The following is a 13,046-nucleotide window of genomic DNA, read 5'->3' as shown; positions in this document are numbered from 1 at the left end:
GTTCGGCTGAAGGAGGGTTATTCGTCGCGGCCGAGGTGAATGGCATGAATACGTTTACTGATGGAGGTCTCTCCGCTGCGTCGCCGGCTAGCCGGCGACTCCGGTCGAGATGACATTTTATTTTTTTGTCATCTCGACCAAAGGCCCGATTCATCGGGCCGAAGCGGAGAGACCTCCCAACTCACCCTGTCATCTCGACCGAAGGCCCGATTTATCGGGCCGAAGCGGAGAGACCTCCCAACTCACCCTGTCATCTCGACCAAAGGCCCGATTCATCGGGCCGGAGCGGAGAGACCTCCCAAATCACCCTGTCATCTCGACCAAAGGCCCGATTCATCGGGCCGGAGCGGAGAGACCTCCCAACTCACCCTGTCATCTCGACCAAAGGCCCGATTCATCGGGCCGAAGCGGAGAGACCTCCCAACTCACACTGTCATCTCGACCAAAGGCCCGATTCATCGGGCCGAAGCGGAGAGACCTCCCAACTCACACTGTCATCGGGCCAAAGCGGAGAGACCTCCCAAAGTCTAGCACCCCCCTCACCTTGGTATCCCGAACAAATTCTGCAGCGAAATCGCCAGCGTCGGGTCGCGCTTGATGTAGTGGATGAGCACGATGTTGCCTTCCTGATAGACATCGTAGGCGCGGTAGTCTACCAGACTCGCCTGGGTGCGGGCGTCGGCTTCGCGGGTGAAGAAGTAGACATCGGCCTGATCGCGGGCGTTGAGCGTGAGGCGAGCGCTGTTGTCGGCCGCAAGCAGCCCGCCGCCGGCGCGCCCGGTGTCGCGGGCCTGGATGCCCTCGCCGGCGAGGACGCGGATGAAGGCGTTAACGTCGTCGTAGACGGTGCCGATGGGGGCTTCGCCTGGCTTGAGGCCGGCGCAGCCGGCGAGGAGGAGCAACACGAGGAGGCGGGGCATGGCGGTGGGCTTGGTTACGACTCAGTCTAGCGGAAAAACAGGTTCGACCTCATAACTCGTGGCTTCCACCACATACATCCTGTTGGACACGTTCGGAATAACGCGCGTGAACAGGAGGCGCGAGCCGTCGGGGTGCCATTCGGGTCGATCCACGTATCCCGGGCCCTCCGTGATCTGCCGGATGTCCGTCCCATCGATGTTCATGAGGTACAGTTCAAGGCTCTCCCCGTTTTTCAAATGAACAAAGGCGATACGGTTTCCATCTGGCGATACTGTTGGAACTGAGATCGCATCGGAATTATCCAGATACGTAAGCCGCTGAATGCCTGTCCCATCAGGATTACAAACATAGATCTGCCTACTTCTGGTCTCATCCCGCTCCGTCAAATCCCAGTTGACATACACAATCTTCTGGCCATCAGGATACCAGGATGCGTTTACCCCATAAGGCACAATAATTCGAGCGCCGGTGCCATCCCGATTCATAACAGCAACTCCTCTTGGCTCGCCTGCTTCAATAGTAAATAAAATTGAGCTACCCGTGGGACTCCAACGTCCAGCTACGGTGTTTTCCAATTCTAAATTACTCGAAGATTCTCCGGACAGCCTAATCAAACTATGATCTACCTGGTCATAGGTGTATAAATACTGGGGCAGTGTGGGGGAATGGAACAGAATATGTCTTCCGTCCGGACTCACATCAATATTTAATACTGGAGCATCAAATACACTCGTGAGGCGATTCTCTTGCAGATCAACGGCCCACAAGAAGTCGCGCGGACCACTGCCATCACTGGCCATATCGGAATACTGAAAATAAATGCGCGTACCCGTCGGGTCCCACGTCCCGAGGTTGGCATCGATGGCCGCACTTTCAGGGATCGACGTATCCCAAACAGGATCCTCGGGAAAAATTGAGCAACGGCCAACAGATAACCCGACACACAGTAGGGCCATCGCATTAAAAACCCTGCACACGCGGCCCGGATAAAGGGGGGCGTTTCCGAATGGTATGTTCATATTCCAGATCCAAGCCTGCTTGGGATTTGCTCCTCCCCATCCCGACACCGCTACGCGCCGACGGGATTTGCCCCTCCTCAATGCGAGGAGGGGCCTGATCGTCAGGAACGGTCCAGCTACAAAAAGTCTCCGAAGTATTAGTTCTGAGAACACATACCTTACCGCGGCGGCTGGGTGATGGGACGCCACAAGGTCGTCACATACCGCCCATCCGTTGTTTCCGGGCGCAAAAAGCCTCTCCGATACTTCCAGGCCATCTCGTTGATAAACACAGACGGCTCCAGGAAAAAGCGAACGCGCAGCCCGTCGTAGGTGAAGGTACCATTCAGCGCGGTATCAATCTCGAAGGTTGGGTCCGTCGGGTCGGCCCCTTTCTGGACGAAAAAGCGACCGGTCACGCTTCCATCGGGCAATAGGTTCAGGGTGATGTTTGCCAGTGATGGTAACATCGTTACACGCTCACCCTGAGGCCCCGCGAGAATTCCCAAACTCTCGTATTCCCCGGCAATACGCTCCAGGGTGATTTCATCCAACCGCGTTACCTCGCCCGGGCGACGCCAGAAGCCGGCCACCACCCCCTGGCCTCCACGTACGTTGGAGAAGGGCCTCGTCGGCCCGGCGAACGGGCTGCGGTCGTTGGCTGTTTGTTCTCTGAGCGAGACCAGGTAGCGGTAATACGCCTCGCTCAAGTGCACCAGGCTGGCCCCAAAGGCATTGGCTTCGACCCGGTAATCGTACCGGATACCTCAAAAACGCGCCCATTGATCGCCCCATCGCCAAACACCCGGTCGAGCGTGGAGGATTCCCCCGCGAGCTGAATCAGCGGGGTATCCTGCAAGATCGGATCCTGCGTCTCGTAGGTGGTCCTGAACAGTCCATCGCCAATATCCCGCATCATTTCGAGCAGGTAAAAGTTCTGCTCCTCGGCCGGGTCCTGATCCCGGATGCGCAGCTCGGCCAGCCATCGCCGCCTCGAGGGGTCGTAACGAAGCGAGTCGACAAACGTCACCTCCGGCGTCGTCCGGACAAGCGGAATATGGCCGGCACCCTCCGCGTCCTCGAACCCGGGCGCCGACACGCGCACGGTATAAACCACTCCAGGTTCGGGAAACACGCCCTCGGCGGTGTAGATGCCGGCGAGGCGTTCACGCTCCGGAGTATAATCCAGCGTCGCCACCAGCGTATCGCCCCGGTAGACCGACACCACCGCATCCTCGACGGCCGTGCTGTCCTTCCGGCCTCCGGTGCTCAGTGGATTCGTGTGGCGCACCTCCACCTGCCACGGCGAGTCCGGATCAAACACCGCTATCACCACCAGCTGACTCTGGTGCTCGGGCGGATCGAGATCCAACACCCGCTCACATCCGCCCAGGACGAGCAGTGTGAGGATCCCGGCGATCCATGCTCCCGGCAGGCATCCGCGGATTATATGGGGTCTGTATGTCGCCATGGGATCAGAAAACAATACGGTACGCCACGGAGGGGATCACGGGAAAAAGGCTGAGTTGACGAATCGCAAGCGGTTCAATCGCTGTGTGGGGATCGGCGCCATCGGGCCGTTCGGCGTAGATGTAAAACGGGTTTTTTCGGTTGTACAGATTGTAGGCTCCGAGGCTGAGCTCGCCCTTGCTGCGTTTATGGGTGTAGGCGATCCGGTAGGCCACGTCCAGCCGATGGTGCGCCGGCGTCCGGAAATTGCCGCGCTTCCCGTAGAAGGTATACACTTCCGAGAAGAACCGATCGGTATACCACCCCTCGGGGATCGTGATCGCCTCGCCGCTGCCGTACACCCAGACGCCTGAAATCGCTCGGCGCTCGGTCAGCTGGCGATTGAAGGATACCGTAACCATGTGCCGGCGATCGTACCGGTACGGAAACGACGCCCCGTCATTGATGTCCGCGAAGCGCCGATCGGTACGCGAGAGCGTGTACGCCAGCGACCCGGTCGTGACCCCGCGCCGCTTCATCACCGAGAGCTCGACACCCCGCGAGGTCCCCTCCCCGATCGTCACCTTCTCCTGCCAGTCGCTGTCGATACCCAGAAACGATGCCCCCTCGCGGTATTCGAGCAATCCCGTCATCTCTTTCACATAGCCCTCCACCGTCACCGAAAGCCCGCCGCGGTTGTAGCTATACCCCAACGTCGCCTGGGTGGCTTCCTCGGGCCCGACGCGCCGGGTCGAGGGCAGCCAGAGATCGGTTGGCAGTCCCAGACCGGACGGCGCCAGCAGGTGCACATACTGGCGCATGCGGGTAAACGAACCCTGCAGCGCGTGCGCCGGCGCGAGAGCAAATTGCAGGGCCAGCCGGGGCTGAACCGACCAGAAGGTGGTGCCTTCGACCCGAAACGCGGAGGTGTGTACCCCCAGATTGCCGCTCCAGCGGCCGAGCCCGGTGAAGGTGTCCTCCACATACCCCTCCCAGGCCGCCGCCGTGGCCCGGCGGGTGGGGACGGGGGTCTCATCCCCGCCGGCCGTCTCGCTCAGGTACTGCATGGCTCCGGGATTGTAGACGTGCCGGCTGAGGGAAAGTCCGCCGCGCAGCAGGTGCCGCGGACTCACGGAGAAATCGAGATCGGCCCGCAGGCTCTGGTCGTCAATGCCCGAGCGGTACCGGACGCCCTCGCGTTCTTCGTTGGCCCCGAGCGCGACCGCTTCTTCGAGGTGGGTCAGGAGCCGGTAGCGGCTGGCGAGGCCCATGACGGCGAGAAACAGCCGGTCCGACAGCAGCGAGGTGAGCCGCAGGGACGTCGTCGCGTTGCGCCAGCTCATCCCCTCGCGATTGGATTCGACGAGGACGGGGTCCGTATCCCGAAAGCGCTCCTCCTGGTTGTTGAAGTAGCGATCCTTGCCACTGTAGGCGCTCAGAAAAAGGCGCGACTTGTCCGACAGGATGCGGTTGACCTTGGCGTTGACATCATAAAAGTAAAAGCCGAGGTCGGTCGTTTCGTTTTTGAGTTGTTGTTTGAACAGCGCATCGAGATAGGTTCGACGCGCGCCGATCAGGTAGGCGCTTTTTCCTTTTTCGATGGGGCCATCGACGACCACGCTGGAGGCGATGGGGCTTACCGAGCCGCGGAGCGCCAGCTGGTTGAGGTTTCCCTCGCGGGTGTCGATGTCGACCACGGAGGAGAGCCGGCCGCCGTACCGCGCCGGGTATCCGCCTTTGATCATCCGCACTTCCTGGAGCACGTCCGTGTTAAAGACGGACAAAAAGCCGAGGATATGGCTGGCGTTGTAGATGGGAGCGCCATCGAGGAGGACACTGTTCTGGTCGTTGCCGCCGCCCCGGACGAAGAGTCCGGCAGAGCCTTCGGAACCGGAGGACACCCCCGGCAGGAGCTGAAGCGCCTTCAAGGCATCGGCCTCCCCCAGCAGCGCCGGCAGGGCGCGGATCTCCGCGATGGGCAGCGTGTGGAGGCCCAAAACCGGGGGCGATGTCAGCGAATCCGCCGCGACGAGCACTTCCTCCAGGACGATCGGCTCGGGCGAGAGAGCGATGACGATCGCCGATCCGTCACGCGTGTCGAGGCGTGCAACTGCCGGCAGGTATCCGACGTGGCGGATAAAAAGCGTCACCCGATCGCCTGGGGTGCGAATCGAAAAATAGCCAAACCGATTGGCAACCGCGCCGCGCCCGGTTGAGGAGTCCGTAAGGGTCGCAAAGGCCAGGCGCTCGCCGGAGGTAGCGTCTTCCACAAAGCCCTGTACAATGGCCGGTTGCGCTTGGGCAGTTGATACCGACAGCGGGTCCACCAGGAGGAACAAAAAGACCCAACAAACAGCCAGATCAGCGCCTGTAGCCCATCGCGTAGGGTTTCGCATCCTCGAGAGGGTATGATAAACGAATCGCTTGCCTGCTGCGACGCCGTCCGCACACCGTTTGTTGCTGCCGATTTATTGGGTTACACTGTCCCATTACCTGGCGACCCTTACTCAGCCGCGAGGCTCCCCTCCGCAAAAAACCTGCGCTCCACCCACGGGGATACATAGCCGTCGGCCGACATCTGAATCCGCCAGTACCACACCTCCGACGCCGGCGCGCTGGGGCTGGTCTGAAGGGTGGTTATATGCGAGAGTTTCAAGTCACCTTGGAAACCATTCGATGCAGCATTTCGGGTACTGTCTTCATGAAACGTGGCGCTTCGAGACAGCTGATGGAAATAGCCGAACTGCCCGTTTGGTTCTTCGGACAATTCCCAGGAGAACGTTACGCGCGTTGTGCCGTCCACCGTGTCGTCGGGCGCCGGCGTGAGGATGCGCACATCAATGTCGGCGAGGTTTGTGGCGTCGGGCTCGTCGGTATCGCAACCACTGAGACTCAACACCCCCAGAATCAACAGACTCGAAATTAAAATGGAGCGCAGGCGTTTCATAGCTAAACAGATTACATTACAAAGACTAACACGTCAATTTACCCACCCCATCTAAATGCAACTCTGTGTTAAAATAAAAACCCCATCCGACGGCTAACTCCTCTCTGCCTTCACAAACCCGTGCACAATAGCCGGCTGCGCCCGGGCCGGCGAGACACACCAGATGCACGTCACGACACAGATCGCAAGCCGAGTCATCCTTCAAATCGGGTGCACTCCGACCCGAGATAATTTGTAATCGGTCCGGTGATTTCCAGCAAGACGGCGTCAATCGGCACGGATGACGCTTCAATCTGGGACTTGAGCGCGTCGAGCGCCGCCTGGGTCTCTACGCCAAAAATGAGACGGTTCTGCGACTCGTCGATGTCGCGCGTCGTCCATCCCCCGTGTGGCGTCGCAAGGCCGGACACGATGTCGCGCCAGTCATACAGCTGGCGATAATCGTATTGTCCCTGGACGGGAACGACCCGCGCGTTTGTAAATACCGCGCTATCAAAGATGCCGGCCAGCAACCCACGCGCCGCTTCGGCGGCCTGTTGATCGGGCTCGAGCAGGTAGATGTGCAGGTTACCCGTGCCGTTCAGCCCGCCAAAGTAGAACCCGCCAAACCCGGGCACCGTCTCCACGATGGCGACCAGTTCGTCATCGAGCGTCATCGTGGCGAGCGCCGGCGATTCGGGATGAGCGCGGGTGGCGGCTGGCCGGCTGCTCGGAGGATTAAAACACTCGTCATCCGCAATGGCGCCGCATCCGGGTAGGGCGACGAGGAGGAAAAGCAACGGCAGCACACGCATGACAGGCACGGGTTTGTAGAGGTAATACTTCGGACAGTTTAGTACGCAGCGGGTTGCTCTGAAAAATAATCAGGCCCCTCCTCGATCCGAGGAGGGGCGAGTTCTGACGTCGATTTATCGAAGTCAGAACGGGGAGGAGTTATGCCCAACGTCAACGTGGATCATTTTTTACAACTCGACCTGAGAGCCGAGTTTGAAAAATTAAGGCAGCGCCTGGGGACGTCTTTAGACCCTCTGCCCGGTATCGATTCGCTCCTCCCCATCCCCGTATCAAGTACGGGGCAGGCTCTCGATCCGAGGAAGGGCCTGGTAGTCCGGCACGTTTCCGCTGCGAAAACTGTCCGATGTAGTAAGACGGGAAGTTCTAACACCAATATACACCAAGCCTGCTGCCCGCGGCAATCCCAATGGGGCTGCCCTGGTGTGGGCGTAGGTGAAGAGAGGAGGTACATTTCCGACACGGCCTATCGCAATACGGACCCAAATGCGCCTGTCGTGCATTCTTAGGCCATCCAACATCCCACTCAGGCACATGCAACACCGCGTTCCCCCCTCCTTGCCCCCGCCCGCCGGCCTCGTCCTCGCCGGCGGCCGCAGCACCCGCTTCGGGTCCGACAAAGCGCTGGCGCTCGTCGACGGCCGGCCGATGATCCAGCGCGTGTACCATGCGGTGGCGGCGCTGGCTGATCCGGTGTTCGTCAGCGTCGGAGAATCCCACACTACTTACGACCTCCCGGCCCGGCATATCGTGGACCGCTACCCAGGCCGCGGCCCCCTCGCCGGCATCCACGCCGGCCTCCTCGCCTCGCCGGCGGAGTGGCTGCTCGTCGCCCCGTGCGACATGCCGTTCCTCGATACCAACTCGTTAAAAAAGCTCCTCAAGGCCCGCACGGCCGACTACGACGCGGTCATCGCTGTGAACGCGGAAGGCCTCGCCACACCCGTCCTCGGCCTCTACCACCGCCGCTGCCTCGCCCGCATCGAGGCCCGACTCGCCCTCGGCGAACTAGCACTCCAGGGCCTGCTCGATCAGCTGGAGATTGTGAAGGTAAGGATAGATGCGGAGGCGCTTCGCAACGTCAACGCTCCGGAAGCGATCGGGTAGGGATGATCTCGAGTACGAGATATACCCCAGAAACCCTCACTTTTCCCTTTTCCTTTTGCCCTTTTCCTTTTGCCTTGCACGCTTTTGCCTTGCACGCCGGGTTACGCGCCGATGCCCCGGATGGGGGTTTTGCCTTGTTGGGCGTGGGTGGCGGGTTATCGGCGCTAACCCGGCCTACGGGCTTTTCACTTTTCACTTTTCACTTCCTAATACCCCACCCGCATCCTCCCCGCCAATCCCTCTATCCTCCCCAGATTAAACAGCGCCTTCGCCATCCAGTGCAACCGCCAGAACCGGCTCCAGAAGCAGCCGGCCGACAACACCACCGCCACCAGAAACTGACTCCCGGCCAGGATTCCGTATCGGATGCGAACGGGCAGGCCGCCGCCGGCCAGCACGACGCGCCGGCGGGAGAATAACGTCCCGGTCCGCCGCGCGCGGGCGCGCACCCAGGCCGGCGTCGCGCGTTCGAGCGGCACTTCTTCGGTGACAACGGCCTCCCGGCAATCCACGAACCGCGCCCCCTTTTTCCGGAGCCGCTCGAACAGATGGGTGTCTTCGCCGCCAGTGAGCCCAAAGCCTTCGTCGAACGGCCCATCGAGCCCACGGAGGAGATCCGCCCGGATCAGGCAGTTGGCCGTCCGCATCCCGCGCGCGGGCATGCCGGTCGGCTGACAGGGCTTGTGGTAAAAGGCGTGGCGTTGCAGCCAGGCCGGTGCGTTCGGATGAAACCGCGGAACCACCCGCCCGAACACCCCGTCGGCATCGAAGCGCTCGCGGGTCTCTAGGAGGGTCGTGATCCACACCGGATCCGCCACCTCGTCGTCGTCGATGAACAACAAATAGTCCCCCCGGGCATCCTGGACGGCAGCGTTGCGGGTCAGGCTGATGTTTTTGATGGGCTGGACGCTGTATCGGACGCTGATCGGCTGCTGCGACTCGGCCACGCCGCGCGCGCTCCGATCGGGGTCGTTGTCCACCACGATCACCTCGAGTTCTACCCCCGCCGGCAATTGCTGCGCCGCCAGGCTCCGCAGGAGCTGGTACAGCCATTCCGGCCGTTTGTACGTAGCGATGCAGACAGAACAGAGCATGCGGCGATGATCCCTTTTAAAGAGTAACTCATTTCGCGCCCATCTGAATCCTGAAACTGCCATCACGACCCTGAACGACAACCCCCTCATCGTACTCGTACTCAGCGAAGCGGTACTCGCACTCGTACTCGATTTTCCACGCTACCAACCGATCCTCACCCCAACCACACATCCAGGTGCTCCGCCACGAACGCATCTTCATTCAACTCCGGATACACCCGGTAGACCCGGTCGATAGCCTCCTTCTGCCCGGGCGAAAGGCCTTCGTTTGGATCCAGACAGCGGATAGATTCCAGCAGCCCCTGCCGGCGCAGCACCTCGTGGATGCCGGCGATGCAGCCGGCGAACCCGTTCGCGGCGTCGAAAAACGCCGCATTACAATCCGTCACCTGCGCGGCAAGGGTGAGGGCCTGATGGGGGATGGCCGGCGCCTCGCGCCAGGTCGTGCACTGGTCGAGTAGATCGACCGCCTTCCGCGTCCAGCACGCCCAGTGGCCGAGCAATCCCCCCACTATCCGCAACTCGGTCGCCCTGTCGTCGTTGGGGAGGACAAACCGGGTGAGGAGATCGGTGACGATGGTATCGTCGTTGCCGGTGTACAGCGCGATCTCGCCGGCCCGCCCCGAAGCGGCGACCCCTCGCAGCACGTCGAGCGTCTGGTACCGGTTGAAGGGGGCGATTTTGATGGCGACGACGTTTCGGATGGCGGCAAACGCCCGCCAGAACGCCTCCGGCAACAGCCGTCCGCCCACCGCCGGCTGGAGGTAAAAGCCGATGACGGGGATGACCTCCGCCACCGCCCGGGCATGGTCCAGCAGCGCATCGACCGGGGCCTCGCGCAGGGCGCCGAGCGAGAGGAGGCCGGCGTGATAGCCGAGGCCGGCCGCGGTTTCGGCCTCACGGATGGCCTGGGAAGACATCCCGCTGATCCCGGCGATCCGCACCGTCTCCCGGCCCGTCGCGGCGTCGCACGTCGCCACCGTCTCCGCCGCCAGGGCCAGCACCGGCTCGTAGAGCCCGACCTTCGGGTCACGGATGGCGAACTGCGTGGTATGCACCCCCACCGCGATCCCGCCCGCGCCGGCCGCGTGGTAATACCGCGTCAGCGCCCGCTGCCGCCGATCGTCGAACCGCCCCCAGGCGTCCAGCGCCAGCGGATGAGCAGGAATAACAAGGCCGGCGTGGAGAGCGGAGCGAATGGACATTCGATTAGCGAGTAGCGATTAGCCGTTAGCGATTGGTGATGTTGTTCATGCCTGATGGCCCTGATTTTCACGTTGCATTTTTCACTTTGCACTAGTTTTGCCTTTTCCCTTTTCCCTTTTACCTTCTCAATACCCTCCGTCTCTCACCTGGAAATGTGTCGGCTTCCCGAGCGTGGCGCCGCCGGCCATCACCCAGTTCGCCGTCCACGCCAGCATCGTTTCGAGGTCGGTTTCGGGCTCGCCGAGCAGGGCGGCGGTATTGCGGGCGTCGTTGAGCAGGGCGGTGGGGGCTTCGACGCCCGTGAAGGTCACGTCCCGCATCATGCGTTCGCCCAACCGCGTCGCGAGGGCGCGGACGGACAGGGTGCGGGTGCCGGTGAGGTTGACCGGGACCGCCGGCACGCCGGCCAGGGGGAAGCTTCTCAGGATCATGTCGTTCGCGTCGCGCTGCCAGATGCAGTTCAGGTAACCCGTCGTCAGATCCACGGCCTCCCCGGCGAGGATCCGCCGGGCGATATCCACCAGCACCCCGTAGCGAAGTTCGACGGCGTAATTGAGTCGGACCGAGGCGATGGGCGTCTGCCACCGCGTGCTGGCGTACTGGTAGATCCGCTCCCGCCCGAGGCAGGCCCCGGCGTATTCGCCGACGGGCGCCAGCGGGGTATCTTCCGTGGCGCCGGCACTCGATGCATCTACGAATGGATACACATTCCCCGTCGACAGCGCCACGATCTTCGCCCCGGCGTATCGCTCGATCGCAATCGCCGGCGCGAGGGTGTTGATGGCCCACGTCAGCGCCGGGTTTTGCTTCGTGCCGAACTTCATCCCGACCAGATACACGACGTGTACGGCATCCGGCAGCCGGCCGACGGCGTCGCGATCCAGCACATCGCAGGCCTCCGTCCGCACCCCGCGGTCCTCCAGCCAGCGGCGCGAGGCCTCGTCTGAAAACCGGCTCACGGCCACAACCTCCAGCGGATGCCCGGCCGCTTCCGCCGCCCGGCGGGCCAGCACGCAGATCGTCGGCCCCATCTTCCCCCCCGCGCCGAGGACGACGAGGGGGCTAGCGATGGTGGTGATGGATTGGACAAGCGCCGGCGAGGGCCGGGTGAGCTCGGCGTCGAGTTCGGTTTCGGTGTGGATGAGCATGGCGCAAGACTTTATGTCACCCTGGGCCCGTCGAAGGGCCTCCCGACCCACCGTACAACGATTGTTTTCCAGGCCAATGACTGTGTTTCGAGAGGTTCCTCCGATGTCTCGGGGGCAGGCTTTTGGCACGCCTGTCGCAAGCTCCAGGCGGCTCAGCATGACAGTTTAACGATACAAAAACGGTTAAACGTTCATCCCCGCCATAATCGCCGCCACATCGCCGATGCGGGAGCCGAGGGCGGCGGGGACGATCGGGCAGGCGGCGACGGCCTGCGGGAGGGCTTCACGGGCGACGACCTCACGCGCCGGCCCCAGCACCCGGTCGCCCAGGGCGACGGCCAGGGAGCCCAGGACGACGAGCTGTGGGTTCAGCGCGTCGATGAGCAACGCGATCCCCCGCCCCATCCACCGGCCGGCCTCGGCGGCGACGGCGAGCGCCTCCGGATCGTCCGCGAGCATGGCCTTGACGACGGCGCGAATAGGCGTTTGAGACGTCCACCGCAGCGGGTTCTGGCGGATCGCCAGCTCGACGAGGCCGGCGCCGGAGGCGTAGCCTTCCCACGACCCTTCCTTCCCGAATCCGTACGGCCCCGTGTCGCTGAGGCGCCAGTGGCCCACTTCGCCGGCCGTGTCCGTCGCACCGTGCACCACCTGCCCGTTGACGATGAACCCGGCGCCGAGTCCGGTGCCGAAGGTAAGAAAGATCAAATGACGAAGCCCGGCGCGATCTTTTCCCGCGCCGAAGTGAAATTCGGCCAGCGCGCCGGCGTTGCCGTCGTGTTCGACATACACGGGCAACTCCGGATAGGCGGCTTCCAGCCGGGCCTTGAGTGGCACGCCGTGCCAGCCGGGCAAATGGGGCGGGTCGATGAGTTCGCCGGGGCCGACCCGCAGGGGTCCGCCGATGGATACACTGATCGCATCGATCGTTCGGCCGGCCGCCGAAGCCTCGGCGAGGGTCTCGTCGATGAGCACCCTCAGCGCGGGAAACCGCTCGTCGAACGGCGTCCGCGCCAGCGTCGGCATCTCGCGCCGCTGTAGGATCTCGGCGTCGCGCGTGCCCTCGACGACCGCTGTTTTGGTGCCTCCGATGTCGAGGCCGAGTATGGAAAAGGGGAAAGGCAAAAGTGAAAAGGTAAAAGGTAAAAGGTAAAAGGTAAAAGGGAAAGGGAAAAGTGGAAAGTATATCCTCTGGACGGATTTTCCTGGAATCGCTTGAAACGACAGAATCAGATGGTCCCCTCCTCGGAGAGAGCCTACCCCGTACTTGATGTAGGAAGGGGAAATCCCGACCCGGGTCGGGATGGGGTGGTGTCACTGGGCCGGAGGGACGGCGTTACGGGTCTCGGCTTGGAGCTCTTCGAGCAGGTCGTCGAGGTACTGG

General features: G+C 62.2%; 12 protein-coding genes. 1 reads left to right on the top strand and 11 read right to left on the bottom strand.

Annotation, left to right across the window (positions count from 1 at the left end):
• Positions 1-539 precede the first annotated feature (539 nt).
• The 7 genes from SH809_16365 to SH809_16335 form a co-directional block, all read right to left on the bottom strand.
• Complete coding sequence (locus SH809_16365) at positions 540-920, bottom strand: hypothetical protein (GenBank protein ID MDZ4701287.1); 381 nt, start codon at positions 918-920, stop codon at positions 540-542.
• Between the two features lie 21 nt (positions 921-941).
• Positions 942-1,940, bottom strand: coding sequence for a hypothetical protein (locus tag SH809_16360; protein MDZ4701286.1), 999 nt, complete (start codon positions 1,938-1,940; stop codon positions 942-944).
• A 158-nt stretch (positions 1,941-2,098) separates the two neighbouring features.
• A complete protein-coding gene (locus SH809_16355; GenBank protein ID MDZ4701285.1) occupies positions 2,099-2,473 on the bottom strand; it encodes a hypothetical protein in 375 nt (124 codons plus the stop codon).
• Between the two features lie 152 nt (positions 2,474-2,625).
• The gene (locus SH809_16350) at positions 2,626-3,390 is read right to left on the bottom strand and encodes a DUF4249 family protein (protein ID MDZ4701284.1); all 765 of its coding nucleotides are present in this window, start codon (positions 3,388-3,390) and stop codon (positions 2,626-2,628) included.
• 4 nt (positions 3,391-3,394) lie between these two features.
• On the bottom strand, positions 3,395-5,638 hold the full coding sequence (locus SH809_16345; protein ID MDZ4701283.1) for a TonB-dependent receptor: 2,244 nt from the start codon (positions 5,636-5,638) through the stop codon (positions 3,395-3,397).
• A gap of 233 nt (positions 5,639-5,871) precedes the next feature.
• A complete protein-coding gene (locus SH809_16340; GenBank protein ID MDZ4701282.1) occupies positions 5,872-6,315 on the bottom strand; it encodes a hypothetical protein in 444 nt (147 codons plus the stop codon).
• Positions 6,316-6,509: 194 nt separating this feature from the next.
• Positions 6,510-7,109 carry a hypothetical protein gene (locus SH809_16335; GenBank protein ID MDZ4701281.1) on the bottom strand — a complete coding sequence of 200 codons (600 nt, stop codon included), beginning with the start codon at positions 7,107-7,109 and terminating at the stop codon, positions 6,510-6,512.
• Between the two features lie 532 nt (positions 7,110-7,641).
• Between SH809_16335 and SH809_16330 the strand changes: the two genes are divergently transcribed.
• Entirely contained in the window at positions 7,642-8,214 is a 573-nt protein-coding gene (locus tag SH809_16330) for a molybdenum cofactor guanylyltransferase (GenBank protein ID MDZ4701280.1), read from the top strand.
• A 206-nt stretch (positions 8,215-8,420) separates the two neighbouring features.
• Here the strand turns inward: SH809_16330 and SH809_16325 are convergent, their stop codons facing one another.
• The 4 genes from SH809_16325 to SH809_16310 all read right to left on the bottom strand — a co-directional run bounded on the left by SH809_16325 (position 8,421) and on the right by SH809_16310 (position 12,787).
• Positions 8,421-9,308, bottom strand: coding sequence for a glycosyltransferase family 2 protein (locus SH809_16325; GenBank protein ID MDZ4701279.1), 888 nt, complete (start codon positions 9,306-9,308; stop codon positions 8,421-8,423).
• Positions 9,309-9,463: 155 nt separating this feature from the next.
• Positions 9,464-10,513, bottom strand: a complete 1,050-nt coding sequence (locus SH809_16320; GenBank protein ID MDZ4701278.1) for a hypothetical protein — start codon at positions 10,511-10,513, stop codon at positions 9,464-9,466.
• Positions 10,514-10,639: 126 nt separating this feature from the next.
• Complete coding sequence (locus SH809_16315; protein ID MDZ4701277.1) at positions 10,640-11,662, bottom strand: NAD(P)-dependent oxidoreductase; 1,023 nt, start codon at positions 11,660-11,662, stop codon at positions 10,640-10,642.
• A gap of 183 nt (positions 11,663-11,845) precedes the next feature.
• Positions 11,846-12,787, bottom strand: coding sequence for an ROK family protein (locus tag SH809_16310; GenBank protein MDZ4701276.1), 942 nt, complete (start codon positions 12,785-12,787; stop codon positions 11,846-11,848).
• Positions 12,788-13,046: the final 259 nt, after the last annotated feature.

The organism is Rhodothermales bacterium (assembly GCA_034439735.1).
Lineage (GTDB): Bacteria > Bacteroidota > Rhodothermia > Rhodothermales > JAHQVL01 > JAWKNW01.
Note: the sequence above shows the minus strand (reverse complement) of the source record. Positions and strands in the feature narration are given on the sequence as shown.

What these genes read in the sequence shown, in the direction of transcription:
- SH809_16360 (MDZ4701286.1), bottom strand. Translation starts at nt 1,940, where the DNA reads ATGAACATACCATTCGGAAACGCCCCCCTTTATCCGGGCCGCGTGTGC.
- SH809_16330 (MDZ4701280.1), top strand. Translation starts at nt 7,642, where the DNA reads ATGCAACACCGCGTTCCCCCCTCCTTGCCCCCGCCCGCCGGCCTCGTC.
- SH809_16320 (MDZ4701278.1), bottom strand. Translation starts at nt 10,513, where the DNA reads ATGTCCATTCGCTCCGCTCTCCACGCCGGCCTTGTTATTCCTGCTCAT.
- SH809_16325 (MDZ4701279.1), bottom strand. Translation starts at nt 9,308, where the DNA reads ATGCTCTGTTCTGTCTGCATCGCTACGTACAAACGGCCGGAATGGCTG.
- SH809_16335 (MDZ4701281.1), bottom strand. Translation starts at nt 7,109, where the DNA reads ATGCGTGTGCTGCCGTTGCTTTTCCTCCTCGTCGCCCTACCCGGATGC.
- SH809_16315 (MDZ4701277.1), bottom strand. Translation starts at nt 11,662, where the DNA reads ATGCTCATCCACACCGAAACCGAACTCGACGCCGAGCTCACCCGGCCC.
- SH809_16365 (MDZ4701287.1), bottom strand. Translation starts at nt 920, where the DNA reads ATGCCCCGCCTCCTCGTGTTGCTCCTCCTCGCCGGCTGCGCCGGCCTC.
- SH809_16350 (MDZ4701284.1), bottom strand. Translation starts at nt 3,390, where the DNA reads ATGGCGACATACAGACCCCATATAATCCGCGGATGCCTGCCGGGAGCA.
- SH809_16340 (MDZ4701282.1), bottom strand. Translation starts at nt 6,315, where the DNA reads ATGAAACGCCTGCGCTCCATTTTAATTTCGAGTCTGTTGATTCTGGGG.